This window comes from Sphingobium limneticum, assembly GCF_008710155.1.
Taxonomy (GTDB): Bacteria; Pseudomonadota; Alphaproteobacteria; order Sphingomonadales; family Sphingomonadaceae; genus Sphingobium; species Sphingobium limneticum.
In genome coordinates this window covers 317,364-343,387 of sequence record NZ_VYPZ01000001.1, presented here as the reverse complement: position 1 = coordinate 343,387, position 26,024 = coordinate 317,364, and the positions used below count along the sequence as shown (strand labels likewise).

The following is a 26,024-nucleotide window of genomic DNA, read 5'->3' as shown; positions in this document are numbered from 1 at the left end:
TCAGAGTTTCAACGCCACTTGACGGCGCAACAGGTCGGACACGGCCGCCATCCGCGCCAGCTTCGTCATGTCGCGGTGCGTCACCAGCCAGAAGCTGCGCTTGATTTCCACAGTGTCGGCCAGGATGCGGGTCAACCGGCTGTCCTGTGCGGCCATGAAATCGGGCAACACGCCTATGCCCGCGCCGTCGATGACCAGTCGCCGCTGAATCCCGATGCTGCTGGAACGCAGCGTCGCTTCCAGTCCGGTGTCCACCTCGTCCAGATAGTCTAGTTCCGGCGTGAACAGAAATTCCGGGACATAGCCGATCAATGTGTGGCCGCTAAGGTCGGACCGGGCCTGCGGTCGCCCATGTCGTTCGACATAGGCCCTTGAGGCGTAGAGATGCAGGCCATAATCGGCGAGCCGCTGCACGGTCAGATAGCCGCTCTGTGGCCGCGCCAGCATGACCGCCATATCCGCTTCCCGCTTGGACGGGTTGAGGAAGCCGGACGCCGTTACAACGTCCAGTTGGATGCCGGGATGTTCCTCATGGAAATGGCGCAGGCCGGGCGCCAATATCCAGGTGCCGAACCCTTCCGCCACGGACAGGCGGACATGGCCGCTCAGGCTATGCTGTTCGCCGCGCACATCGACCAGCGCGTCGATCGTCGCCCCCTCGACACTTTCGGCATGGCGCAGCAGGACGGCCCCACGCTGGGTCAGAACCCGCTCGCCGCCTGATTGCTCGAACAGCTTGGTGCCGAGCGCCTGCTCCAGCCGTGCCATGCGGCGGGTTATGGTGGTGGCGTCGATACCGAGCGATCGTGCGGCAGGCGCCATGCGTTTCAGCCGGGCTACAGTCAGAAAGATACGCAGATCGTCCCAGTCGAACATCCATCATCCTGCAAAAATGCAGACATAGTCTGCGAAATTTATTGATTGCGCGCAATATCGCATGAAGTCATGATCGGCGCAAATCATAGCGAGAGGTTCCGATGCGCGACATTTCCCATAAGCTCGCCTTTGCCCATGACGGTAAGGCGGCGCGTTACAGCGACGTGTTCGATCCCAACAACGGCACAGTGCAGGCGCGTGTCGCGCTGGGTGACAAGGCCTTGCTCGATCGCGCGGTCGAGGCCGCCAAGGCGGCGCAGCCGGCCTGGGCCGCCGTCAATCCGCAGCGTCGCGCCCGTGTGATGTTCAACTTCAAGGCGCTGGTCGAAAAGAATATGGACGAGCTGGCATATCTGCTCAGCTCCGAACATGGCAAGGTTATCGCCGACGCAAAGGGCGACATTCAGCGCGGTCTGGAGGTCATCGAATTTTGTTGCGGCATCCCCCATGTGCTGAAGGGCGAATATACCCAGGGGGCGGGTCCGGGCATCGACGTCTATAGCTTCCGTCAGCCCATCGGCATCGGCGCGGGCATCACCCCCTTCAACTTCCCTGGCATGATCCCGCTTTGGATGTCGGGCGTCGCCATCGCGACCGGCAACGCTTTCATCATGAAGCCATCCGAGCGCGATCCGTCGGTACCTGTCCGCCTGGCCGAATTGTTCAGCGAAGCCGGCCTGCCCGACGGCATTCTTCAGGTCGTGCAGGGCGACAAGGAAATGGTCGATGCCATTCTTGATCACCCCGATATCGGCGCCATCAGCTTCGTCGGATCGTCGGACATCGCCCATTATGTCTACAAGCGCGGCGTCGACAACGGCAAGCGCGTACAGGCCATGGGCGGCGCGAAGAATCACGGCATCGTCATGCCGGACGCGGATCTCGACCAGGTCGTGAATGACCTGTCCGGCGCCGCCTTCGGGTCGGCCGGCGAACGCTGCATGGCGCTCCCCGTCGTAACCCCGGTGGGCGAGAAGACGGCGATCGCGCTGCGCGAGAAGCTGATCCCGGCGATCGAGGCCCTGCGCGTCGGCGTCTCGACCGATCCTGATGCCCATTATGGCCCGGTCGTCACGGCCGCGCACAAGGCGAAGATCGAAAACTATATCCAGATGGGCGTGGACGAAGGCGCAGAACTGGTCGTCGACGGTCGTGGCTTCACGCTTCAGGGGCATGAGGAAGGCTTCTTCGTCGGCCCTACCCTGTTCGATCATGTGAAGCCGACGATGCGCACCTATCAGGAGGAGATTTTCGGCCCGGTGCTCCAGATGGTGCGCGCCGAGAGTTTCGAAGAAGCGCTGAAGCTGCCGAGCGAACATCAATATGGCAATGGCGTCGCCATCTTCACGCGCAACGGCCATGCCGCGCGCGAATTTGCCGCGCGCGTCAATGTCGGCATGGTCGGGATCAACGTACCGATCCCGGTGCCGGTCGCCTATCACACATTCGGCGGCTGGAAGCGCTCGGCCTTCGGCGATACCAACCAGCATGGCATGGAAGGCGTGAAATTCTGGACCAAGGTCAAGACCATCACGCAGCGCTGGCCGGACGGTGGCGGCACCGGCGACAGTGCGTTCGTTATCCCGACGATGGGATAAGGCTGTTTGCGGGGATCCAAGCGCCCCGCACGATGTCGGTGGATTCTGGAAGGTCGCCGGCTAAACTCGGGCGCACGAGCGTAGCTCTTCGGTACGCACGCGCGCCTTTTAGGACCGAAATATGACTCAATTCGACCTGACCGACGACCAGCGTGCCATCCAGGAAATGGCGCAGCGTTTCACCGCCGATGCCATCACGCCACATGCAGCCGAGTGGGACGAAAAGCATATCTTCCCCCGCGACACGATCCGTGCTGCGGCCGAACTGGGCTTCGGCGGCATCTATGTGTCGGAAGAAGCCGGCGGCATCGGTCTGGGTCGGCTCGAATCCGCGCTCATCATGGAAGCCATGGCCTATGGCTGCCCGTCGACCAGTGCCTTCATTTCCATCCATAATATGGGCGCATGGATGATCGACCGGTTCGGCAGTCAGGCGGTGAAGGACAAATATCTGCCCGATCTCGTGCCCATGACGCGCATGGCCAGCTATTGCCTGACCGAAGCGGGTGCCGGATCGGATGCTGCCGCGCTCAAGACCAAGGCGGTGCGGGACGGCGATCATTATGTCGTGACCGGCTCGAAGCAGTTTATTTCCGGCGGCGGCGAGAATGACGTCTATGTCGTCATGGTCCGCACCGGTGAGGATGGGCCAAAGGGTATTTCCTGCCTCGTCATCGAGAAGGACATGCCAGGGGTCAGCTTCGGCGCGCAGGAGCGCAAGCTGGGCTGGCACAGCCAACCCACCGCGCAGGTCAATTTCGACGGTGTCCGAGTACCGGTCGAAAATCTGGTCGGCAGCGAAGGGGAAGGCTTCCGCATCGCGATGATGGGGCTGGACGGTGGCCGGCTCAACATCGGCGCATGTTCGCTGGGGGGTGCGCAGCGAGCCATCGACGAAACGGTGCGCTATACCAAGGACCGCAAACAGTTCGGCCAGTCGATCGCGGATTTCCAGAATACGCAGTTCACGCTGGCCGACATGCAGACGGAATTGGAGGCGGCGCGCACTCTGCTCTACGCCGCAGCCGTCAAGGTGACGGACAATGCGCCGGACAAGACGCGCTTTGCCGCCATGGCCAAACGCTTTGCCACCGACACCGGCTCTTCGGTGGTGGACCGCGCGCTGCAACTGCATGGCGGCTATGGCTATCTGATGGACTATCCGATCGAACGCATCTGGCGCGATCTACGCGTCCATTCGATCCTGGAGGGCACCAATCAAGTGATGCGCATGATCGTCGCCCGCGACATGCTGCGCGCGTGAAGGAGCAGGCCATGACCGATCAAGTCCTGACCATCATCGACAATGGCGTCGGCCGTATCCGGCTGAACCGCCCCAAAGCGATCCACGCCCTGACGCCCGACATGTGCGAGGCGATCAATCAGGCGCTTTTGGTATGGCGGGACGATCCCGCCGTGGTCGCCGTGATGATAGACCATATGCCCGCAGCCGATGGCGATCCCAAATTGTCGCGCGGCTTTTGCGCCGGCGGGGACATCGCGCTGATCGCGAACAGCGCCAAGGCCGATTGCATCGAGGCCGAACGCTTCTTCCATGTCGAATATCGCATGAACCATCTGCTATTCGTCTATGACAAGCCGATCGTTGCTTTCATCGATGGCATCGTCATGGGTGGCGGCGTCGGCCTATCCCTGCCCTGCCGCTATCGCGTCGCGACCGAGCGGACCAGCTTTGCCATGCCCGAAACCGGCATCGGCCTGTTCCCGGACGTGGGTGGCGGCTGGTTCCTGCCACGCCTGGCCGGTCGTATCGGCGCCTGGCTGGCGACGACGGGATCGCGGATCGATGGGGCGGATTGCGTGGCCACCGGTATCGCGACCCATTATATCGGATCGGAAAAGCTGGACGCGCTGAAGGCCGATATATTGGCCAATCCCACTGCCCTGTCGGCGCTGCTGGATCGCGCGAACGAGATGACACCGGACTCTCGTCTGGCGGCGCAGCGCGCAACGATCGACGAGTTGTTCGCGTCGGACCGCTATGAGGAGATATTGGCCGCGCTGACCGCCGATGGATCCGAATGGGCGCAAAAGCAGTTGGCCGTGCTTGCCACGAAATCGCCGCAGACGGTCAAGGTCGCCCTGCGCCAGTTGGTGGAAGGCGCCGCATTGACCGATTTTGCCGACAATATGCGCAACGAATATCGCCTGGCCTGCCATATCATCCGCCGGCCCGATTTCGTGGAGGGCGTGCGCGCGGTAATCTTTGACAAGGATAATGCGCCGCGATGGACACCCGCCACGCCGGAAGCCGTGGACGACGCGCTGATCGACAGCCTTTTCGCGCCGCTCGCGCCGGAACAGGAATGGACACCTCTGCCTGAAACGGAAAATCTGCCATGACTTATGAAACCATCATCGTCGAACAGCGCGATGCCGTGACGCTGATCACGCTCAACCGGCCGCAGGCGTTGAACGCGCTGAATAGCCAGGTCTTGAAGGATCTGAGCGCGGCTTTCTCCGCCTATGATGCCGATCCGACCCAGCATTGTGCGGTCTTGACCGGCAGCGGTGAGAAGGCCTTCGCGGCCGGCGCGGACATTAAGGAAATGGTGGAGAAGCAGGCCGCCGACTTCTTCCTGGAGGATTTCTTTTCCGGCTGGCAGACCGGCGTGGTCGCGACCCGCAAGCCGTGGATCGCGGCGGTGCAGGGCTTTGCGCTGGGTGGTGGCTGCGAGTTGGCGATGATGGCGGACTTCATCATCGCGGGCGATACGGCGAAATTCGGCCAGCCCGAGATCAAGCTGGGCGTGGCGCCGGGCATGGGCGGATCGCAGCGCCTGACCCGCGCGGTGGGCAAGGCCAAGGCGATGGAGATGTGCCTGACCGGGCGCATGATGGACGCGGCCGAAGCCGAGCGTGCCGGGCTGGTGAGCCGCATCGTGCCGGCTGCGGACCTGCTGGACGAAGCGCTCAAGACCGCCGCGACGATCGCCGCGCTGCCGCCGATGGCCGCGATGGTGAACAAGGAAATGGTCAATATCGCCTTCGAGACCGGCCTGGCGCAGGGGCTACTGACCGAGCGGCGTCTGTTCCAGATCCTCACGGCTACCGAGGACAGGACGGAAGGCATGACCGCCTTCGTCGAAAAGCGCGCCGGCGTCTGGAAGGGGCGCTAAGCGCGGACGGCCCGCGATGGGCCGGTATGGATAGACAATGGGCACAAATGACGGCCCAGGGAAGATCGCTGTAAGGAGCAGGATGTGACTGAGACAATCGCCTTCATCGGCCTAGGCAATATGGGCGGTGGCATGGCCGCCAATCTGGTCAAGAATGGCTATTCGGTGCGCGCCTTCGACCTGTCGGACGATGCGCTGGCCAAGGCGGAGGCGGCAGGTGCCCTCCGCGCCTCCAGCGCGGCCGATGCCGTGACCGGCGCTGACGCCGTCGTCACCATGCTACCGGCCGGCAAGCATGTCGAAGCGGTGTATGACGACGCCGTGTTCGGAGCGGCCAAGGCAGGCGCGTTGTTGCTCGACTGTTCGACCATCGATGTCGCGACGGCCCGCCGGGTCATCGCCGCTGCGCTGGCCAAGGGGTTCGACATGGTCGACGCGCCGGTTTCCGGTGGCATTGCTGCGGCCAATGGCGGCACCCTGACCTTCATGGTCGGCGGGCAGGACGATGCTTATGCGAAGGCGAAGCCGATCCTGTCGGCCATGGGCAAGGCGGTGATACATGCGGGCGGTGCGGGCAATGGGCAGGCGGCCAAGATCTGCAACAATATGCTGCTCGGCGCAACGATGGTGGCAACGTGCGAAGCCTTTGCCATGGCGCAGAAGATCGGCCTCGATCCGCAGACCTTTTACGATATTTCCAGCGTGTCGTCCGGGCAGAGCTGGTCGATGACCAGCTACTGTCCGCTGCCTGGCGTCGGGCCACAAACGCCGGCCGATGCGGATTATCAGGGCGGTTTTGCCGTCGCCCTGATGCTCAAGGATCTCAAGCTGGCGCTGGAAGCCGCTTCCTCCGTCAATGCCAGCGTGCCTATGGGCGCGCAGGCGGAAAGCCTGTATCAATTGCTCGCCAACAAGGGCGAGGGTGGGCGTGATTTTTCGTCGATGATTCAGCTGTTGAGCTGAACCGTCCCCATCCTTGCCAGATTGGCGGTGCAAACGGGAGATGGTCGATGCGCGTGATGGTGCTGGTAAAGGCTACAGAGGATAGCGAAAAAGGCTATCGGCGGTCGCCCGAAACGGATGCGATGATGGACGCGATGGGACGTTTCAACGACGCATTGCGCGATGCCGGCATCCTCATCATGGCGGACGGCCTCACCCCGTCTTCGGCCGGCGCGCGCGTGGCGTTCGATGGCGCCGACCGGCGCGTCATCGACGGACCTTTCCCGGAGCCGCTGCAGCTGGTCGCCGGCTTCTGGATTTGGGAGGTCAAGGACATGGAGGAAGCGATCGCCTGGGTAAAGCGATGCCCCAACCCCATGCCGGGACCGAGCGAGATCGAAATCCGCCCCTTTCACGACCTGGACTGAGGCCAGCCGCGTTCCTCAGCCGATCATCATCAGGCTGGCATTGCCGCCCGCCGCCGTGGTGTTCACCGATATGGACTGCTCCTCCAGCAGCCAGTCGAGGCAATAGCCATGGCCATGATCGTCGGCATGCACGGACACGATCGGACCGGGCAGGTCCGCCACGCACTGGGCCGTTGCCGCAACCTTGGCAGCGCCGCCTTCGACCAGAGCGCCGGCATAATGACCCGTGGCGTCGGTACCGAAACAGGCGGCGACTTCGGCGGGCAGGCCGGGCGGAATGGTCATCCCCTGCACGACGCCATGATTGCCGGTGGCAAGGACGGCTGCCATCTGGCGGAAAAGGCCTTGGCGGGTAGCGGGGCGCAACAAGATGCGGCCACGCGGGTGCAGGGCATAGATATTGCGCTCCCCCACCGGACCGGGCAGCGTCAGTTCGACGCCCAAAGCCGACGCGTCGCCCGTGCGGCGGGCATGTGCGGCGACATCCGCTTCGCCCTGCGCGTCCAGCCAGTCGGCGAAGGCATGCAGCGGCGAGCGCAGATGGCTGACACGCGCAGCGAAAACGGGTGGCGTCGCGACCAGACGGCCAAGATAAAGCGGCCCACCCGCCTTCGGACCGGTGCCCGACAAGCCGCAGCCGCCAAAGGGCTGAACACCCACGATCGCGCCGATGACATTGCGGTTCACATAGATATTGCCGACCTTCACGCGGGCGGTCACGCGAGCGACGGTTTCGTCGAGCCGAGTGTGCAGGCCGAAGGTCAGGCCATAGCCGGTCGCATTGATCTGATCGACCAGCGCGTCCAGCCGATCCCGCTTGAAGCGCAGCACATGAAGGACCGGGCCGAAGACTTCGCGGCTGAGGTCGGCGACGGACTCGATCTCGATGATCGTGGGCGGGACGAAGGTGCCATGAGCGGCGTCGGCCGGCAGCAGGCTTTGTTCCACCTTGCGACCCAGCGTAGCCATGGCATCGATATGCCGGTTGATGCCATCACGCGCTTCGGCGGAAATGACCGGGCCGATATCGACCTTCAGCGCGTCGGTGCGGCCGATGCGCAATTCGGCCAGTGCGCCCTTGAGCATGGTCAATGTGCGATCGGCCACATCTTCCTGAAGGCAGAGGATGCGCAGCGCCGAACAGCGCTGACCGGCGCTGTCGAAGGCGGAGGCGATGACGTCGGCCACCACCTGCTCGGCCAGCGCGCTGCTGTCCACGATCATGGCATTCTGGCCGCCGGTTTCGGCGATCAGCGGGATCGGGCGGCCGGTTGGGGAGAGGCGTGTGGCCAACTGGCGCTGGATCAGGCGCGCCACTTCGGTCGATCCGGTGAACATGACGGCAGCGGTTTCGGGCGCGGCGACCAGCGCCGCTCCTATCCGGCCGTCGCCGGGCAGCAGGTGTAACGCATCGGCTGGCACGCCCGCTTCGTGAAGCAGGCGGACCGCTTCGGCAGCGATCAGCGGAGTTTCCTCTGCCGGTTTGGCCAGGACGGGATTGCCGGCGACCAGAGCGGCGGCGATCTGTCCGGTGAAGATAGCGAGCGGGAAGTTCCACGGGCTGATGCAGGTGACAGGGCCAAGCGCAACCTGGGCCGGGCCGAAAGTTGTGCGCGCCTGCGCGGCATAATAGCGCAGGAAGTCGATCGCTTCGCGCACTTCGGCAATGGCGTTGGGCAGGGACTTGCCGGCTTCACGGACGATGAGGCCGAGCAGGATCGGCATGCGCGCCTGCATCGCATCGGCAGCGCGATCCAATGCAGCGGCGCGATCGGCGACCGGGCTGTTGGGCCAGAGCGAGACGGCAGCGCGAATGGCGGCGGCGCGGGCTTCGTCGGGTGAGGCTTCCCAGACGGTGCCGACGATATCGCGATGGTCGGCCGGGTTCAGAACCGGGCGCGCTTCCCCCGCGCCGCTGGCCGGGGCGGCAGTCCAGGCGAGCGCGGCGCTGTGCTGCAACGCATCGCCCAACGCCGCAAGCGTGGTTTCGCTGCTGAGGTCGAGGCCATCGGAATTGCGGCGTTCTGGGTAGAGATCGGCCGGCAGGGCGATCTTGTCGTGACGATGGCCGGGATGAGCCATGACGCGCACGACATCGACCGGATCGGCGATCATCTCCTCAATCGAGACATTGGGGTCGGCGATGCGATTCACGAAGCTGCTGTTGGCGCCATTTTCCAGCAGACGCCGGACCAGATAGGCCAGCAGCGTTTCATGCGTGCCGACCGGCGCATAGATGCGGCAGGGGCGGTTCAGCTTCGTTGCACCGACGACCTGCTCGTAGAGCGGCTCGCCCATGCCGTGCAGGCACTGAAATTCATATTTGCCGATCTGGAAATCCGGGCCGGCCAGCTGGTAGATGGTGGCGAGCGTCTGCGCATTATGCGTCGCAAATTGCGGGAAGACGGCGTCCGGCGCGGCGAGCAGCTTCTGCGCGCAGGCGACATAGGCGACATCGGTATGGACCTTGCGGGTATAGACCGGGAAGTCGGTCAGGCCATCGACCTGCGCCCGCTTGATTTCCGCATCCCAATAGGCGCCCTTGACGAGGCGCACCATGATCCGCCGATCGGCGCGGCGGGCAAGGTCGATGATCCAGTCGATGACGAAGGGGCAGCGCTTGCCATAGCCCTGCACCACGAAACCCAGGCCGTTCCAGCCGGCAAGGTCCGGATCGGTCGCCAGGCTTTCCAGCAGGTCGAGCGAGAGTTCGAGCCGGTCGGCCTCCTCCGCATCGATGTTGAGGCCGATGTCATAGTGTTTAGACAACAACGCCAGTTTCTTCACGGCGGGGAGCAACTCGCCCATGACGCGATCGGCCTGCGCACGGACGTAACGGGGATGGAGCGCTGACAGCTTGATCGAGATGCCGGGACCGGCATAGATGCCGCGCCCGGCCGACGCCTTGCCGATGGCATGGATCGCCTGTTCATAATCGGCATAATAGCGTTTGGCGTCGGCTGCCGTCGTCGCCGCTTCGCCCAGCATATCGTAGCTGTAGGCGAACCCTTTCGCCTCCAGTTCCTTTGCGCGCTTGAGCGCCTCCTTGATCGTCTCTCCGGTGACGAACTGTTCGCCCATCATGCGCATGGCAAGGTCCACGCCACGGCGGATGACCGGCTCGCCGGCGCGGGCGACAAGGCGGGTGAGCGCAGCGCCGAGGCCCCGATCGTCCACGCTGCCGACCAGCTTGCCGGTGACGACCAGACCCCAGGTGGCGGCATTGACGAACAGCGACTTGTCGCCACCCAGATGCGAACCCCAGTCGCCGTCGGCGATCTTGTCACGGATGAGCGCGTCGCGGGTGGCGGTGTCGGGGATGCGCAGCAGCGCTTCGGCCAGACACATCAACGCCACGCCCTCCTGACTGGAAAGCGCATATTCCTGGACCAGTCCCTCGACGCCCGTGCCCTTGTGATTGGCCCGCAATGCGGTGACGAGGGTGCGGGCGGTGTCGGCGACCGCAGCCTTAGTCTCGGTCGGCAGAGTCGCAGCGGCGATCAGCGGGGCGAGCGCCTCAGCCTCATCGCGGCGGTAGGCGGCGGTAATCGCTTCGCGCAGCGGGGTGGGCTGGCGGAGAGCGGGAGCGAAGTCGGCGAAGGGGTGCTGGTCGGTCATTGGACAAGAATAATCCAGATCAGATTTTCGTTCCGTCTTATGAATGGCTCCAACATGGTCGGAGTGACTTATTAAATGGCCCATGTTAGGCAGATTGGATGGAGAATAAGCCCATCACAGTCGAAATGGATGAATTCGACCGGCGGATCATAGCCGCTTTGGTCGAAGATGGCCGCATGACCGTCACCGATCTGGCTGCTTTTGTTGGCCTTTCCAAGACGCCCTGCCAGGTGCGGTTGAAGCGATTGCAGGAGGCTGGCGTCATTCGCGGCTTTCGCGCGATCGTCGACCCCGCGAAGCTGGGGATGGATCATATCGCCTTTACCGAGGTCAAATTGTCCGACACGAGGGAGGCGGCGCTGCGCGAATTCAATGCGGCGGTGCGGCGCATTCCGGAAGTCGAAGAATGCCATATGCTGGCGAGCAATTTCGACTATCTCCTCAAAGTACGGACGTCCGATATCCGGCGATATCGGGTCGTGCTGGGCGAAAAGATCAGCGCCCTGCCCCATGTCGCCAGCACATCGACCTTCGTGGCGATGGAGACGGTGCTGGAGGCGGGGCACAAGCGGGTCAGTCGAAAAGGCTGAGCGGAATCGCCTCCCCCATCGCCTTGTAGCCCTTTGGCGAGGGGTGGAGCGCATCGCCGTCATCATAGGCCGGCAGCAGCCGGTCGGGATGGGCGGGATCGCGGGTGACGCGGTCGAAGTCGATCAGACCGTCGAAGTTACCGGGCTTCCTGATCCACGCATTCACCGCCTGCCGGTCCGCCTCATTCTGTGCGTCGGCATGGTAATAGCCGTTGCCAACGAAGGGCATGACGGTCGCGCCGATCACCTTGACCCCCCTGGCATGGGCGCGAGCGATGATCTGCCGATAGGCGCCGATGATGCGGGCGACATGGGCCTGATGCGCCTCTGCGCTCACCGGGGTGTCGCGGGTCAGGGTGCCCAGGTCGTTGATGCCTTCCAGCAGGATCATATACTTCACGCCGGGCTGGGCCAGCACATCTCGGTCCAGCCGCGCCAGAGCGTTCGGACCCAGGCCGTCGTTCAGCAGGCGGTTGCCGCCGATGCCCTGATTGACGATGGCGATGGGACGCCGTTTCGGATCGGCCTGAAGCCGCTGCGCCAGTATATCGGTCCAGCGGTCATTGCCGTTGGTGGTGGAACCTTTGCCGTCGGTGATGGAATCGCCCAGCGCCACGATGAGGTGCGCAGGCGCGCAGCGTTCGACCTCCAGCGCAGCAAGATTGAACCAGTGGTCGAAACTGGCGGCGCCGGGCATCGCTTCGGCGGTCAGATGGTTGCCGGGCAGATGCCAGGATGTGGCGCGCGATCCGGGATGGGATGTCTGTTCCGGTTCGCCCTCATAGCGGATCGAGATGGCGATATTGTCCAGCGCCCTGGCCGGCAGCGATACCGGGTCGGAGAGATAATCGGCGCCGGCAGGGATGACGACTTCTGGCGCGCCATCGAAGCGGAGCGAGATGAGCGTGCCGGGATCGACAGTCGGCGATGCGCTGCCCAGTGCGCGGGCGATGCTGGCACCGGCAATGCGCAGCGGCTGCGTGCCGGCAAGGTTGGAGAAGCGGACGCGGAGACGGTCGCCGGAGACGGATGGGCGAACGATCTGGCGAAGGGTCCGGTCGCGCAGCGTGCCGGCGGGCAGTTCGGCGTCACCGGTGGGACGGAATTGCGAGGAGGCCCAACCGGCGACCCAGGTCGGGGTGCAGGTCTTGGCCTGCAGCGGCATAGTGCCCAGTGCAAGGGGGATGGTGAAGAGGAGAGAGAGACGCATCATCGCCTTGCCTTTTTGCCATGATGGCGCGCCACCGAAGCGACGGCCGAAGTTCACACCGTTGTCGCCCTATTTGGGGTCGAAGCGTTCGCGAAGCGCTCGCCAGGCGCTCCCTGCGCGCTCGCGAAGCGTCACTTCCTATACAGGCCTGACGGCCCTTCGGAAGGCAGCCCGGATAGATCAGATAAAATCCAACATTGGAAGCATGAGATCCCAATCCTCACCAAATCACCAGCCCCAAGAAAATAGGGCCGGCGTTGCGGCCGGCCCTGTCAGTTGGTCCTTGGGGAGGATCAGAAGTTGGCGCGGATACCGGCCAGAACCGACGTACCCGGATAATAGACCGAATAAGCGGCGTTCGAATATTCGAAGGTGGTGCGGATCGGCTCGTTCGTGATGTTCAGCACGTCGAGCGTCAGGCGCATCGCCTTGTTGAAGAAGGGCAGTTCATAGCCGGCCGACAGGTCGAGCTGACCACGGGCATCGGCCTTCAGGTCCGCGCCGGCGATGCCGTTCTGCGGGCCGTTGAGCGCGATGGACTTGCCGTTCCAGACATAGTTCAGGCTGAGCGACAGGCCGTGATTTTCGTAGAAGCCCTGAAGATTGTACGAATATTTCGACACGCCTTCGGCAACCAGGCCCGAGGACGAGGACTGCTTGAGATAGGTGCCGTTGGCCGAGAAGCCGAGGCCCTTCACGAAGAAGTCGAGCGGCTGCACCCAGGTGGCTTCCAGACCCTTGATCTTCAGGTCGGAGAGGTTGACCGGACGGTTCACGGTGATGGCCAGATCGTTGATGGCGACGCCAGTTGCCCCCGAACGATCGGTCAATGCATTCTGCTGGGTCGACAGCAGGCTGGCATAGGGGATGTTCAGCGAACCGAAGGTCGCCTGCGTCGGCACCGTGGTGGTGAAGCCCTGGACATTCTTCATGAAGGCCGAGACGCCGACATAGCCGATGCCGCCGGTGTAGAATTCGCCACCCAGATCATAATTGTCCGAAGTGTAGGGCTTCAGGTCCGGGTTGCCGGCGTTCGCGATCAGAGCCGAAGGATCGGAGAAGGTGACGCCGGGCAGGATCTGGCCAGCATCCGGACGGGTCATGGTGCGCGAAGCCGATGCACGCAGCTTGATATTATCGGCCACGTCATAGGTCAGGTTGATCGACGGGAGGAAATTTTCATATTTGGAACGCGACGTGATGTCGATGATCGTGGTGCCAACCTGGCTGGGGCCGGTCACTTCCTGATTGGTATGGGCATAGCGCATACCGGCATTGATGTGCAGGTCACGACCGGCGATTTCGGTCACGCCGTTCACTTCGAAATAGGCGCCCATCACCTTTTCGTCCATGTCGCCGGTCGCGCCGCCCGTTACCGCACCGCGCGCTTCGGGCGCGCTGTCACGATAGCTGGCATAGTTGGTCGCCTGCTTGATGGCATCGAAATTGGGCACGACGAAGCCGGCCGTCGAGGAGCTTTTCAGATATTGCGCGATCTGGCTGGTCGTGATCGAGCCGGTGGCGCCGGTGCAGCCCGTACCACAGACCGACTGCTGATACGCGATGCTATTGTCGTAGGCACGGATCGAGCGGGTCGCCTGATCATAGGCCGCGCCGACCTTCACGTTGAACTGTTCGTCGCCATACATGACGTCGAAATGTGCGCCCTTGGTTTCGGTATGACGGCGGACCAGCTGGATATTCTGGCGATACCACTGCCAGCTGCCATTGTTCGGATCGTTGAGGTCCAGATTGCTGGTGATCGACGGATAATCGCCGCCCTTATTTTCATAATAGGTATCGACGCCCGAATTGGGCGTGGTCTGGAACGCCCAGGTCGGCTGTTCGCGGAAGAAGCGGCTCTTGGAATAGTTGGCGCTGAGGTTGACCTTCAGATTGTCGGTCGGCTCCCAGCTGACGCTGGGGTTGATGTTCCAGAATTTCGTGGTCTGCTTGAACACGCTCGCTTCCAGGAAATAGGACGAGTTAGCGAAGGTGCCGCTGGTCACGACATTATTTTCGTCCACGGTCAGGCCGATCGGGATCATGCCGCCGGTCGATTGCGCGCTGGTGCCCGGCCCGGAATTGCGGACCTGCCAGTTCATGTTGACCTTCGTATAATCGCGGGTCGACTTCGCCCAGATACCGTCGATGGCGAAATGCAGCGTGTCGGACGGACGCCATTCCAGCGCGGCCAGCGCCGAGATGCGCGAGCGCGTGCCTTCGGTCAGGCTTTCACGGCCCAGACGCGGCAACAGTGCGGTGCTGAGCTGCGAGCGGGTCAGGCCCGACGTCGCGACGACATTGACCGGCTGGCCAGCGACCAGACCATGGCCCGCATTGCGCGGCACGACCGATGCCCAGGAGAAATTGTTGCCGCCCGCATCGGGCACGCCGTTGACGGCGCCCAGATTGCCGTCGGTCCAGCCAACGGTTTCGAAGCCCTTGATCCGCGTCTTGGTCTTCACGCCGGCCACGCCGACGAGAATACCGAACGTGTCGGTGGTGTGGCTGGCAACGATCGCGCCGCGCGGGCTGATCTTGTCATTGGGGCTGGTATATTGGCCCTGCGCCACGACGGTGAAATGCGTACCTTCCTTGTCGAAGGGGCGCGCGTTGCGCAGGTTGACGGTGCCGGCGATGCCGCCTTCCAGCGTAGAGGGCGACGGGCTCTTGGCCAGGTCGAGGCGAGTGAAGAGTTCCGAGGGGAAGAAGTCTAGATCGACTTCACGGTTGGCGCTGCCACCGTTGGTGCCGCCGTCCGACGCGACCTGAATCTGCGAGCCGTTCAACAGGACGCGGGTGAAGCTGGGGCCAAGGCCACGGATCGCGACCTGCGTACCTTCACCATTATTGTCGCGGCGCAGGCGCACGCCCGGCATACGGTTCAACGTTTCGGCAAGGTTGGTGGCAGGCAGCTTGCCGATATCTTCGGCAAAGATCGAGTCACCAAAAGCTACCGCATCCTTCTTGGCATTGGTAGCGCTCTGCAACGACGCGCGAATGCCGGTCACGACGATGTCGGCAACGTCGCCATCCTGCGGCGCGGCGTCCTGCGCAAGGGCGGCTTGGCCGAGAGCCAGCGAACCGATCGCGGACGCGGCGAACAGCGCGGTGCGAAAAATCTGGGTGCGTGAAGACATGAACAAACCCCTCTCCTGAGCGCCGCCCCCGACTCTCCGGTGGGCGTAAACTGGTAGCGCTATCACTATGGCTTCAATAAACCCGCCGTCGACTTTGTCAAGACGTCCGGCGGGCAACAATGGTAACGATATAGGTGACTACGTTGTCAGTGGCGGAAAGCGGCCAATGCACCCAGCGCACCCTGGCTTTCCAGCAGCGTCAGCCAATGCGTGAGCGCCGTGCGAAAACGATCGTCGGTGGCGAGCGTCGGGGGAATCACGGCGTCGAAAGCAAGAATGGCGGCCACGCGATCCTGCGACGTCCGGGCATCGGCCAGCGTCGCGGCGATGGGCGCGGCGAGCGGGTCGTCCACCTGATGCGCATCGCCCTTGTCATCCTGCCCCGCTTGCCAGCGGAGCCAGGCGGCCACGGCCAGCGCGAGCGCATCGATCCCCTGCCCCGCCGCCAAGCGGGCGGCGATAGGCGCGAGCAGCCGCTGCGGCAGCTTTTGCGACCCGTCCATCGCGATCTGACGCGTGCGGTGGCGCAGCGTCGGATTGTCGAAACGCGCCATCAGGTCGCGGCGATAAGCGGCCACGTCCAGTTCGGGCGGTGGCGTCAGGGTGGTTTCCGCCTCGTCCCAGAGCGCTTCCACGAAGGCGCGGGCTTCCGGCAGCGCCAGCACTTCGTGGACATGGTCGATGGCGGCCAGGCCGCCCAGATAGGCGATGCCGCTATGTGCGCCGTTGAGCAGGCGCAGCTTGGCTTCCTCCCAGGGGGCGACGGCCTGCGTCAATTGCACGCCGGCACTGAAATCCGGACGGGGGCCGCAGAATTTATCCTCGATCACCCATTGGATGAAAGGTTCTGTCTTGACCATCGCCTGATCCTCCAGGCCGAGACGCTGGGTGAGCGCGGCGATGTCTTCGGGCGTGGTGGCCGGCACGATGCGATCGACCATGGTTTCGGGGAAAGCGCCGTGGGTCGCAATCCAGTCGGCCAGATCGGCGTCATGCCGCCGCGCCAGTTCCAGCACGGCATTGCGCAGGCGCACGCCATTATGCGGGAGGTTGTCGCAACTGATGGCGGTAAAGGGCGCAAGGCCGGCGGCGCGGCGCAGGGCCAGCGCGGCGACCAGGTAGCCGGGCGCGGTCTGCGGGCTTTCGAGCGAGGCCAGGTCGGCGGCGAGCTGCGGATCGTCCGCGATCAGGGCGCCGGTCGATGGATCGAGCTTATAGCCCTTTTCCGTGATGGTGAGCGTCACGATATGCGTGTCCGGGGAGGCCAGCGCAGCGAGCAGCGCCGTCGGCTCTTCCGGCGCGACGATCACTTGCTGCACCGCGCCGATGATGCGTGCCTGCTCGGCCGCGCCGTCGCGCACCAACATGGTGTAGAGGCCGTCCTGCGGCTGCATCTGGTCGCGCACGGCGGGCGACCGCAGCGAGGCCGCGATGATGCCCCAGCGCAGGTCGCCGGCATTGAGGGCGTCGTCGAAGACCACCGCCTGATGCGCGCGATGAAAGGCGCCGATACCGATATGGACGACGCCGCATGTCACGGCGGCTCGATCATAGCTGGGCAGAGTGACGTCGGCGGGCAATTGCGCGAGCGTGGCGGAAGACAGGCGGCTCACAGCTTGTACGCCGCCTTGGCAAGGTCATAAGCGAGCGCGCGGGCGAGTTCGAGCGCTTCATCCTCCTCCAGCCGATGTTCGGCGACCAACTGGGCAAGCCAGGCGCAATCCATGCGGCGGGCGACGTCATGCCGCGCCGGAATCGACAGGAAGGCGCGGGTGTCATCGTTGAAACCCACCGTATTGTAGAAGCCGGCGGTTTCGGTGGTGCGCTCGCGGAAACGGCGCATGCCTTCCGGGCTATCATGAAACCACCAGGGCGGTCCCAGTTTCAGCGCCGGATAATGGCCGGCCAGCGGGGCCAGTTCGCGCGCATAGACATCCTCGTCCAGGGTGAAGAGGATCAAGGTCAGGCGCGGATCATTGCCATAGGCGTCGAGCAGCGGCTTGAGCGCCTGCACGAATTCACCGGCGGTCGGGATGTCGCCGCCCTTGTCCTTGCCGAAGCGGGCCAGCACGGCGGCGTTATGGCTGCGGTGGACGCCGGGATGCAGCTGCATGACCATGCCGTCCGCGATCGACATGCGCGCCATTTCGGTCAGCATATGGCCACGGAACAGCTCGGCCTCCTTGGCGGTCGCGGGGCCGGTCGTGACCTTGGCATAGAGCGCCTCGATCTCATCGCGGGGCAGGTCAGCGGTGAAAGCGGACGGGTGGCCATGGTCGGTGGAAGTGGCGCCGGCTTCGCGGAAATCGGCGCGGCGTTTTTCATGGGCGCGCAGGTAGCCGGCGTAGCTGGCGGGATCTTCGCCCGTCATCGCGCAGAAGCGCTGAACATTGGCGATGAAGCGTGGATCGTCGGGGTCGAGTACCGGGTCGGGACGATACGCGGTAACGACCTTGCCGCCCCAGCCCGACGCGCGGAGGGCGCGGTGATGGTCGAGCGGATCGAGCGGTCCTTCGGTCGTGGCGATCACTTCGATATTATAGCGTTCGAACAGGGCGCGCGGGCGGAAGGCATCCGTCTTCAGCGCGGCGTCGATGATGTTGTAATAATGATCGGCGGTGTCGGCGTCCAACTGCACATCGATGCCGAAGGCTTCGGCGAAGACCCAGTCCATCCACATGCGGGTCGGCGTGCCACGGAACAGATAATAACGCTCGGCAAAGAGACGCCAGATGGCGCGCGGATCGCTGGCCGTGGCGCTGCCGTCCACGGTCGGGATGCCCAGATCCTCCAGCTTCACGCCTTGGCTCATCAGCATGCGGAAGGCATAATGGTCGGGCACGATCAGCAATTCCGCCGGATTGGCGAAGGGCTCGTCATAGGCGAACCAGCGCGGATCGGTATGGCCGTGGGGCGACACGATCGGCAGATCCTGCACGCTCGCATAGAGGCGGCGGGCGATGTCGCGGGTCGCGGGATCGGACGGAAAAAGGCGATCGGGATGAAGGCTGAGCGTCTTGGTCATGCGGGATTTCCGGGAACAGAGGCGACCACCGGCTGATAGCGGGGCAGCAGGACGTGGATGACCGCCAGCGCGATCAGATAGGCGACGGAGGCGACCGCGAAGATCGGGCCGAAGCTGCCGACGGTTTCGAGGATCACGCCGGCGAATTTGGCCATCAGCATGCCGCCGACCGCCCCCGACAGGCCGCCCAGGCCGACGACCGACCCGGCCATCCAGCGCGGGAAGACATCGCCGGGCAACGCGTAGAGATTGGCGGAAAAGCCCTGATGCCCGGCGCAGGCGAGGCCGATGAGGCCGACGGCGATCCACATGGAAGGCGCGCTGGCGGCAAAGGCGATCGGCACGGCGCAGAGCGCGGCGAGGAACATGGCGAACTTGCGCGAGCGATTGAGGCTCCAGCCCCGGCCCATGAACCGCGAGGAGGCCCAACCGCCGGCGATGGAGCCGACATCGGCCAGCAGATAGACGGCGATCAGCGGCGGACCGAAGTCCAGCATCTTCACGCCATATTGCTTGTTGAAAAAGTCGGGCAGCCAGAAGAGGAAGGTCCACCACACCGGATCGATCAGGAAACGGCCCGACATATAGGCCCAGGTCTGGCGATGGCGGAACAGGGTGGCCCATTTGACGGGGCGCTTTTCCTCGACCGGATCGGTTTCGATCCAGGCCAGTTCCTGCGGGCTGAGGCTCTTTTTCTCGCGCGGGCGGCGATAGAAACTCAACCATGCCGCCAGCCACAGGACCGTCAGCAGACCGGTCAGGATGAAGGCCCAGCGCCAGCCCAGCGTCACCGCGATGATCGGGACAAATAACGGCGTCAGGATCGCGCCGACATTGGACCCGGCGTTGAAGATGCCGATGGCGAACGCCCGCTCCTTCTTGGGGAACCATTCATTGGTCGCGGCGATGGCGGCGGGAAATGTCCCCGCTTCCCCGATCGCCAGCGGGATGCGGGCGAGCAGCATGCCCGCCGTGGAGGTGAAGAAGATGTGCGCGACATGGCCGATGGTCCACAGCGTCACGGCGAGCGCATAGCCCGCCCGCGCGCCGATCCGGTCGATCAAACGGCCGAAAACGACATAGGCGATGCCGTAACCCGCCTGAAACCAGATGGCGAGGCTGGCATAGCCGCTCTCGCTCCAGCCATAGCGGGCCTGAAGGTCGGGCTTGAGCGTCGGCAGCACAAGCCGGTCGATATAGCTGAGCACGACCGCCGCGAAGAGCAGGCCGCAGACGATCCAACGGACCTTGCCTGACGGCTTGGGTGGGCCGGCGGTTTTGGGAATTGCAGTCACTGCCCTCGTCCAATCAGGTTCATCATTCCCGCGCAGGCGGGAAACCATCCCCAACGGTGCGGCTGGAGATGGGGTGGAAGATGGATCCCCGCCTTCGCGGGGATGACGACGTCAAGGGCAGCCGAAGCACGAAATCACCAGTTGAACATGGTGCCGTCTTCCAGCCGGTTTACCGGCAGGAAGGCGCGATTATATTCATATTTGGCGGCCAGTTCCTCGTCGATGTCGACGCCCAGGCCCGGTGCTTCGCCCGGATGCATCGCCCCGTCCGCGAAGGTGTAGGCGTGCGGGAAGACCGCGTCGGTTTCGGGCGTGTGGCGCATATATTCCTGCACGCCGAAGTTCGGGATCGACAGGTCGAAATGCAGCGCGGCGGCCATGCAGACCGGCGACAGGTCGGTGGCGCCATGGCAGCCGGTTCGCACCTGATAGAGGTCGGCCAGATTGGCGATCTTGCGCAGGTGGCTGATGCCGCCCGCATGAACCACGGTGGCGCGGATATAATCGATCAGCTGATTTTCGATCAGCTCGCGGCAATCATGAATCGAATTGAAAATCTCGCCGACGGCCAGCGGCGTGGTGGTGTGCTGACGGATCAGCTTGAAGGCTTCCTGATTTTCCGCCGGGGTCGCATCCTCCAGCCAGAAAGGGCGATATTGTTCCAGATCCTTGCCCAGGCGACCGGCCTCGATCGGAGTCAGGCGGTGATGGATGTCGTGCAGCAGATGCACGTCCCAGCCCAGCGCCTCACGCGCGGCTTTGAACAGTTCGGGAACGATGCGGAGGTACTTGCTGGTATTCCACACATTTTCCGTCGGCAGGTCTGCGTCGGCCGGTTCGTAGAAATATTTGTCCTTCGACACGCCATAGGTGGACGCCATGCCGGGCACGCCGCACTGGATGCGGATCGCCTTGTAACCCTGCGCCTGATATTCGAGCGCAGTCTTGACCGTATCTTCGATCGTGGTGCCGTTGGCATGGCCATAGACCATGACGCTTTCCCGGCTGGCGCCGCCCAGCAGCTGATAGACGGGCAGACCGGCCAGCTTGCCCTTGATATCCCACAGCGCGGTATCGACGGCGGCGATGGCCGACATGGTGACGGGACCGCGACGCCAATAGGCGCCCTTGTAGAGATACTGCCAGATATCTTCGATCCGGTGCGCGTCGCGACCGATCAGGCAGGGGATGACATGGTCCTGCAAATAGCTGGCGACCGAGAGCTCGCGACCGTTGAGCGTCGCGTCGCCCAGACCGTAGACGCCGTCTTCGGTGATGATCTTCAAGGTGACGAAATTGCGGCCGGGGGAAGTGACAATGACCTTGGCATCAATAATCTTGGGCATTTGAGCGGTCCTGTTCAGATGATTTCGAGCGGGATGGTCTGAATATTCTGGCTGTCGGGTCCGACCATGATGTCGAAGAGGCCGGGTTCGACCACTTCCTCCATGTCGAGATTCCACAAGCTGAAGGCGTCGGGGCCAAGCGGGATGCGCACGGTCTTCGTTTCGCCGGGCGCGAGCGTGACGCGTTCGAAGCCCTTCAATTCCTTGATCGGGCGGGTGACGGTGGCGACTTGGTCATGGACGTAGAGCTGGACGACCTCGTCCCCTGCCCTGTCGCCCGCGTTGCGCACATCGACTTCGACCGTGACGCTGCCACCTATACCGATGCGGGGTGAGGAAAGTCGTGGTTTTCCAAATTCGAATTTGGTGTAGCTGAGGCCATATCCGAACGAGAAGAGCGGCGAGACATCCTCGAACACATAGCCGCGCCGGGCGCTGGGCTTGCGATTGTAGAAGATCGGGATCTGGCCCGCATCGCGCGCGACGGTGACAGGCAGCTTGGCGCCCGGATTGACATCGCCGAATAGGATGTCGGCCATGGCCGTGCCGCCCTCCTGCCCCGGATACCAGCATTCGAGCAGGGCATTGGCCCCGTCGACCACGGCGGGATAGCTGGGTGGGCGGCCGTTGATGGCACAGACAATGACGGGCTTGCCGGTCGCCTTGATCGCCGCAAACAAGTCATTCTGCTCACCCACCAGATCGAGGCTGGTGCGGTCCCCCAGATGGTTCTTGGCGAAACCTTCGCGGCTGGTCTGTTCGGTGTCGCCGATGGCGAGCAACACGATATCCGCGCCCTTGGCCACCTCGACAGCTTCGGCGATCAGCGCGCGGTTCTTGACCGGATCGGCCAGGAACACATCGTCCACCGAACGATCCTCGCTCTGGGTGATGAAGACGCCCTGCGCATGAACGACCTCCGCTTTGCCCTTGAGCTTGGACTGGACGCCTTCCAGCAGCGAGACGTCCTGACGCGGAATGGAGGAATAGCCGCCCAGCCGCGCGATGGCGGCATTGGGACCGATCACCGCGACCCGCTTGTGCGCGCCGGCGGCCAAAGGCAATATGCCGTCATTCTTGAGCAGCGCGATGGATTTGTGCGCGGCCTTCAGCGCCAATGCGCGCGCCTCCTTATTGCCGGTCAGCGCATCATAATCGCGACGCGGCCAGGGATTTTCGAACAGGCCCGCGCGGAATTTGAGGGTCAACATGCGCGTGCAGGCGATGTCGACCGCTTCGGAAGGCACTTTTCCGCTGCGGACCTGTTCCACGAGCGTCCGATAGGTCATCCCATCGGGCAACTCGCAATCGACCCCGGCACGGAGGGCGGCGCGGGCCGATGCCTCCGGGTCGGGCTGGACATGGTGGATGGTGTCGAGTTCGTGGACCGCGCCATAGTCGCTGACCACCGCGCCGTCGAAATGCCATTCGCCGCGCAAGATGTCGCCGAGCAGCCATACATTCTGGTGCGACGGGACGCCGTCGATCTCGTTATAAGATGGCATGACGGCGGCGATGCCGGTGCGCTTGACCACCTGACGGAAGGGCGGGAAAAAATTCTCGCGCAATTCGCGCTGGCTGATCGGGGCCGGCGCGACATTCTCGCCGCTCTGGGGTTGGCCGTGACCGGTCATGTGCTTGAGCGTCGCCATGACCTTGTCCGGGCCAAGCTGCTTGCTTTCGCCTTGCAGGCCCAGCACCGCCGCAACGCCCATTTCGCCGCAGAGATAGGGATCTTCGCCAAAGGTTTCCTCGATCCGGCCCCAGCGTGGGTCGCGGGCGATATCCACCACCGGCGACAGCGCCAGATGGACGCCCCGCGCGCGCACTTCGCGGGCAATGACCGACTGGACTTCACGCATCAGGTCGCGATCGAAGGCACCGGCCATGCCGATCGCCATGGGGAACATGGTCGCGTCGGTCGCCATATAACCATGGAGTGATTCTTCATGGAACAGCACCGGGATGCCGAGGCGGGTTTCTTCGATCGCCCATTTCTGGACGGCATTAACAAAGGCGACCGTATCGGCCGGCGTGCGCCAGCGGGCGCCGACGCCGCCAGCCTGATTGGAGCCATTCGGCGCGCCGCGACGATCCGACGGCCGGGTGATCTGGCCGAAACTATTAGGATAGGCCTTGCTCGCCTTGGTCGGCGAGAAGGTCAGGTCGTCCATGATGTCCGCCTTGGTCGCCCAGAGCGCGATGATCTGACCGACCTTCTCCTCCAGCGTCATCCGGCCGAGCAGGTCGCGGACGCGCAGGTCGATGGGGGCGGAGGCATCCTTGTAGAGCGGCCCCTTCCCCTTCGCCGCAACGGCCGGGGCCGCTGCGAAGAAGGAGGTGGAGGCGAGCAGGCCGAGCGCCTGACGACGAGCAAGACGAGCGCTCATGGCTTCACCGTCAGCGTGGCGGATTTGAGTGCGACCGAGCTGTTGCCGGTCATGATCTCGAAATCGCCCGGTTCGACGACGCGATGCATGTCCGCGTCCCACATCTGGAGGCTTTCTGGGCTGATGGTGAAGGTGACGGTGCGGGTTTCGCCCGGCTTCAGGGTGACGCGTTGGAAGCCCTTCAACTCCTTGATCGGGCGGGTGACGCTGCTGACCTTGTCACGGATATAAAGCTGGACGACTTCGTCGCCTTCGCGCGCGCCGCTGTTGCGGACATCGACCGAGACGGTCGTTTTGCCGCCGGTGCCGATGCTGGTCGCCGCCAGACGCGGGGGCGACAGGTCGAATGTCGTGTAGGAAAGCCCGAAGCCGAAAGGATAGAGCGGATCGGTGGTATCGAACAGATATCCACGACGCGCCGAGGGCTTGGCATTGTAGAACATGGGCAGTTGCCCGACCGAGCGGGGGACGGTGACGGGCAGCTTCGCGCCGGGGTTTACATCGCCGAACAGGACGTCGGCGACGGCATTGCCGCCCTGCTCGCCCAGATACCAGCCTTCCAATATGGCGTTGGCCTGCTCGCTAACCTTCACGGTCGAGGCCGGGCGGCCGTTGATCAGGACCACGGTGATCGGCTTGCCCAAAGCCTTGAGCGCATCGAACAATTCCTGCTGTTCACCCACCAGATCGAGCGACGGACGATCACCCAGATGATTGTCGGCCCAGCCTTCGCGGCTCGACTGCTCAGTGTCGCCCAGCGTCAGCACGATGCGATCGACATTCTTGGCTGCTTCCACCGCCTGCTCGATCAGCTTGCGGTTCTCTGAGGGGTCCGACTTGGTGACGCTATCTTCCCACCAGTCGTCATTTTCGGTGATCTTCACGCCCTGCGCGAAGACGATGTTCGCGCGTGCGCCGACCTTCGCCTTGATCCCGTCGAGGATCGACACCGTGTGCGGCGGCTGGCCATAATAACCACCAAGGCGCGCCACGGCCGCGCTCGGACCGATCACGGCGATCGTGCCTTCGGGCTTCAGCGGCAGCATGCCGTCATTTTTAAGCAGGGTGATCGAGCGCTGCGCAGCCTTCAGCGCCAGCGCGCGGGCGTCCGCATTATTGGTGATCTTTTCCGACGCGGCGGCATCGGCATAGGGATGCTCGAACAGGCCGGCGCGGAACTTCAGGTCCAGCATGCGGCGGGTGGCCAGGTCGACCTTCGCTTCGCTCACCTTGCCTTCGCGCACCAGCTTGCCCAGCGTGGCGTAGGACAGGCCATCGGGCAGATCCGCATCCACCCCGGCATCCAGCGCACGGATCGCCGCTTCTTCCAGATTGGCGGCGATATGGTGGATGCTCATCAGTTGGTCGACCGCCGAATAGTCGGAGACGACCGCCCCCTTGAAGCCCCACTCCTCGCGCAGCACGCCTTCCAGCAGCCAGCGATTGGCATGGCTGGGGACGCCGTCAATTTCATTGTAGCTGGCCATGACCGCTTCAATGCCGGTGCGCTTCACCACCTGTTCGAAGGGCGGGAAGAAATTCTCGCGCAGTTCGCGTTCGCTGACGGGCGCGGGACCGATATTGGTGCCGCTTTCGGGCTGACCATGGCCGGTCAGATGCTTGAGCGTGGCGAACACCTTGCCGTCGCGCAGATTGCGCCCCCGGCCGACGCCTTGCAGACCCTCAACCGCGGCGACGCCCATTTCACCGACCAGATAGGGATCTTCGCCATAGGTTTCCTCGATCCGGCCCCAGCGCGGATCGCGGGCGATATCCACCACCGGCGACAGGATCATCGGCACGCCTCGGACACGGATTTCGCGCGCGATGACGCTGTTGACGTCGCGCAGCATGTCCGTATCGAAGGACGATGCCATAGCGATCGACTGAGGAAAGCTGGTCGCGCCGACGGCCGCATAGCCATGCAGTCCCTCTTCATGAAAGAGGATCGGGATGCCGAGCCGCGTCTGCGTCGTCGCCCATTTTTGCAGGGCGTTGACGAGCGCGACCGTCTGGCGCGGATTGCGTCCTGGTGCGACCCGAGGACTGACGGCACCCTTCGCATCGGAAGGGCGCGTGAAATGGCCGAGGCCATTGGGATATTGCGCTGCCAGCTTGGCAGGATCGAGCTGCAACTGGTCGTCGAAAATCTTGACCTTGTCGAGCCAGACGGTGGTGATCTGGGCGATCTTCTCATCCAGCGTCATGCGCGAGAGAAGATCATCGACGCGGGCCTCGATCGGGGCGTTGGCATCCTTGTAGACGGCCTTGGCCGATGCCGTCGCGGGCGCCGCATATGCAGGCGCCATGGGCAGGGCGACGCTGAACGCCAGCGCCGATGCGGCACACAAGATTTTGCGGTTACGGATCATGATGCCCCCCTCCATTTTATTGCGCGCCAATCTTTCCGCTTGCCGCGATCG

Annotated in this window: 17 protein-coding genes; 7 read left to right on the top strand and 10 right to left on the bottom strand. The window is 63.7% G+C overall.

Features of this window, described 5'->3' with window-relative positions; all coding sequences use genetic code 11:
- Complete coding sequence (locus tag F4U94_RS01340) at positions 1–876, bottom strand: LysR family transcriptional regulator (protein ID WP_120253107.1); 876 nt, start codon at positions 874–876, stop codon at positions 1–3.
- Positions 877–977: 101 nt separating this feature from the next.
- Here F4U94_RS01340 and F4U94_RS01335 point away from each other — a divergent pair, with 101 nt between their 5' ends.
- The 6 genes from F4U94_RS01335 to F4U94_RS01310 all read left to right on the top strand — a co-directional run bounded on the left by F4U94_RS01335 (position 978) and on the right by F4U94_RS01310 (position 6,984).
- On the top strand, positions 978–2,474 hold the full coding sequence (locus tag F4U94_RS01335; protein WP_120253108.1) for a CoA-acylating methylmalonate-semialdehyde dehydrogenase: 1,497 nt from the start codon (positions 978–980) through the stop codon (positions 2,472–2,474).
- A gap of 121 nt (positions 2,475–2,595) precedes the next feature.
- Positions 2,596–3,738: an acyl-CoA dehydrogenase family protein gene (locus F4U94_RS01330; RefSeq protein WP_120253109.1), complete on the top strand. Its 1,143-nt coding sequence runs from the start codon at positions 2,596–2,598 to the stop codon at positions 3,736–3,738.
- 11 nt (positions 3,739–3,749) lie between these two features.
- On the top strand, positions 3,750–4,838 hold the full coding sequence (locus F4U94_RS01325; protein WP_150411815.1) for an enoyl-CoA hydratase/isomerase family protein: 1,089 nt from the start codon (positions 3,750–3,752) through the stop codon (positions 4,836–4,838).
- Positions 4,835–5,614, top strand: coding sequence for an enoyl-CoA hydratase-related protein (locus F4U94_RS01320; RefSeq protein WP_120253110.1), 780 nt, complete (start codon positions 4,835–4,837; stop codon positions 5,612–5,614). Before F4U94_RS01325 ends, F4U94_RS01320 begins: the two co-directional genes overlap by 4 nt.
- 84 nt (positions 5,615–5,698) lie before the next feature.
- Complete coding sequence (gene mmsB, locus F4U94_RS01315; protein WP_120253111.1) at positions 5,699–6,577, top strand: 3-hydroxyisobutyrate dehydrogenase; 879 nt, start codon at positions 5,699–5,701, stop codon at positions 6,575–6,577.
- Between the two features lie 47 nt (positions 6,578–6,624).
- Positions 6,625–6,984 (top strand): YciI family protein, encoded by a 360-nt coding sequence (locus F4U94_RS01310; RefSeq protein WP_120253112.1) that lies wholly within the window; start codon positions 6,625–6,627, stop codon positions 6,982–6,984.
- A gap of 15 nt (positions 6,985–6,999) precedes the next feature.
- On the opposite strand, the gene putA is transcribed toward F4U94_RS01310, so the two are convergent.
- On the bottom strand, positions 7,000–10,602 hold the full coding sequence (gene putA, locus F4U94_RS01305; RefSeq protein WP_232016264.1) for a trifunctional transcriptional regulator/proline dehydrogenase/L-glutamate gamma-semialdehyde dehydrogenase: 3,603 nt from the start codon (positions 10,600–10,602) through the stop codon (positions 7,000–7,002).
- A 98-nt stretch (positions 10,603–10,700) separates the two neighbouring features.
- Here putA and F4U94_RS01300 point away from each other — a divergent pair, with 98 nt between their 5' ends.
- Positions 10,701–11,192, top strand: coding sequence for an Lrp/AsnC family transcriptional regulator (locus tag F4U94_RS01300; protein WP_120253114.1), 492 nt, complete (start codon positions 10,701–10,703; stop codon positions 11,190–11,192).
- On the opposite strand, the gene F4U94_RS01295 is transcribed toward F4U94_RS01300, so the two are convergent.
- The 8 genes from F4U94_RS01295 to F4U94_RS01260 all read right to left on the bottom strand — a co-directional run bounded on the left by F4U94_RS01295 (position 11,176) and on the right by F4U94_RS01260 (position 25,973).
- A complete protein-coding gene (locus F4U94_RS01295) occupies positions 11,176–12,402 on the bottom strand; it encodes an SGNH/GDSL hydrolase family protein (protein ID WP_150411833.1) in 1,227 nt (408 codons plus the stop codon). The genes F4U94_RS01300 and F4U94_RS01295 overlap by 17 nt on opposite strands.
- Positions 12,403–12,695: 293 nt before the next feature.
- On the bottom strand, positions 12,696–15,545 hold the full coding sequence (locus tag F4U94_RS01290; RefSeq protein ID WP_120253115.1) for a TonB-dependent receptor: 2,850 nt from the start codon (positions 15,543–15,545) through the stop codon (positions 12,696–12,698).
- Between the two features lie 146 nt (positions 15,546–15,691).
- Positions 15,692–17,158, bottom strand: coding sequence for a mannitol dehydrogenase family protein (locus tag F4U94_RS01285; protein ID WP_120253116.1), 1,467 nt, complete (start codon positions 17,156–17,158; stop codon positions 15,692–15,694).
- On the bottom strand, positions 17,155–18,570 hold the full coding sequence (uxaC, locus tag F4U94_RS01280) for a glucuronate isomerase (protein ID WP_120253117.1): 1,416 nt from the start codon (positions 18,568–18,570) through the stop codon (positions 17,155–17,157). Before uxaC ends, F4U94_RS01285 begins: the two co-directional genes overlap by 4 nt.
- Entirely contained in the window at positions 18,567–19,865 is a 1,299-nt protein-coding gene (locus tag F4U94_RS01275; RefSeq protein ID WP_172598874.1) for an MFS transporter, read from the bottom strand. The genes uxaC and F4U94_RS01275 overlap by 4 nt, the downstream gene beginning before the upstream one ends.
- A gap of 134 nt (positions 19,866–19,999) precedes the next feature.
- The gene (manD, locus tag F4U94_RS01270; protein WP_120253118.1) at positions 20,000–21,211 is read right to left on the bottom strand and encodes a D-mannonate dehydratase ManD; all 1,212 of its coding nucleotides are present in this window, start codon (positions 21,209–21,211) and stop codon (positions 20,000–20,002) included.
- 14 nt (positions 21,212–21,225) lie between these two features.
- On the bottom strand, positions 21,226–23,601 hold the full coding sequence (locus F4U94_RS01265; RefSeq protein WP_120253119.1) for a glycoside hydrolase family 3 N-terminal domain-containing protein: 2,376 nt from the start codon (positions 23,599–23,601) through the stop codon (positions 21,226–21,228).
- Positions 23,598–25,973, bottom strand: coding sequence for a glycoside hydrolase family 3 N-terminal domain-containing protein (locus F4U94_RS01260; RefSeq protein ID WP_120253568.1), 2,376 nt, complete (start codon positions 25,971–25,973; stop codon positions 23,598–23,600). The genes F4U94_RS01265 and F4U94_RS01260 overlap by 4 nt, the downstream gene beginning before the upstream one ends.
- Positions 25,974–26,024: the final 51 nt, after the last annotated feature.

Excerpts from the sequence above, each read along its gene's own strand:
- F4U94_RS01335 (WP_120253108.1), top strand. The coding sequence starts at position 978 with ATGCGCGACATTTCCCATAAGCTCGCCTTTGCCCATGACGGTAAGGCG.
- F4U94_RS01265 (WP_120253119.1), bottom strand. The coding sequence starts at position 23,601 with ATGAGCGCTCGTCTTGCTCGTCGTCAGGCGCTCGGCCTGCTCGCCTCC.
- F4U94_RS01300 (WP_120253114.1), top strand. The coding sequence starts at position 10,701 with ATGGAGAATAAGCCCATCACAGTCGAAATGGATGAATTCGACCGGCGG.
- F4U94_RS01260 (WP_120253568.1), bottom strand. The coding sequence starts at position 25,973 with ATGATCCGTAACCGCAAAATCTTGTGTGCCGCATCGGCGCTGGCGTTC.
- F4U94_RS01310 (WP_120253112.1), top strand. The coding sequence starts at position 6,625 with ATGCGCGTGATGGTGCTGGTAAAGGCTACAGAGGATAGCGAAAAAGGC.
- F4U94_RS01325 (WP_150411815.1), top strand. The coding sequence starts at position 3,750 with ATGACCGATCAAGTCCTGACCATCATCGACAATGGCGTCGGCCGTATC.
- F4U94_RS01295 (WP_150411833.1), bottom strand. The coding sequence starts at position 12,402 with ATGCGTCTCTCTCTCCTCTTCACCATCCCCCTTGCACTGGGCACTATG.
- F4U94_RS01340 (WP_120253107.1), bottom strand. The coding sequence starts at position 876 with ATGTTCGACTGGGACGATCTGCGTATCTTTCTGACTGTAGCCCGGCTG.
- uxaC (WP_120253117.1), bottom strand. The coding sequence starts at position 18,570 with ATGACCAAGACGCTCAGCCTTCATCCCGATCGCCTTTTTCCGTCCGAT.
- F4U94_RS01330 (WP_120253109.1), top strand. The coding sequence starts at position 2,596 with ATGACTCAATTCGACCTGACCGACGACCAGCGTGCCATCCAGGAAATG.
- F4U94_RS01290 (WP_120253115.1), bottom strand. The coding sequence starts at position 15,545 with ATGTCTTCACGCACCCAGATTTTTCGCACCGCGCTGTTCGCCGCGTCC.
- putA (WP_232016264.1), bottom strand. The coding sequence starts at position 10,602 with ATGACCGACCAGCACCCCTTCGCCGACTTCGCTCCCGCTCTCCGCCAG.
- manD (WP_120253118.1), bottom strand. The coding sequence starts at position 21,211 with ATGCCCAAGATTATTGATGCCAAGGTCATTGTCACTTCCCCCGGCCGC.
- F4U94_RS01320 (WP_120253110.1), top strand. The coding sequence starts at position 4,835 with ATGACTTATGAAACCATCATCGTCGAACAGCGCGATGCCGTGACGCTG.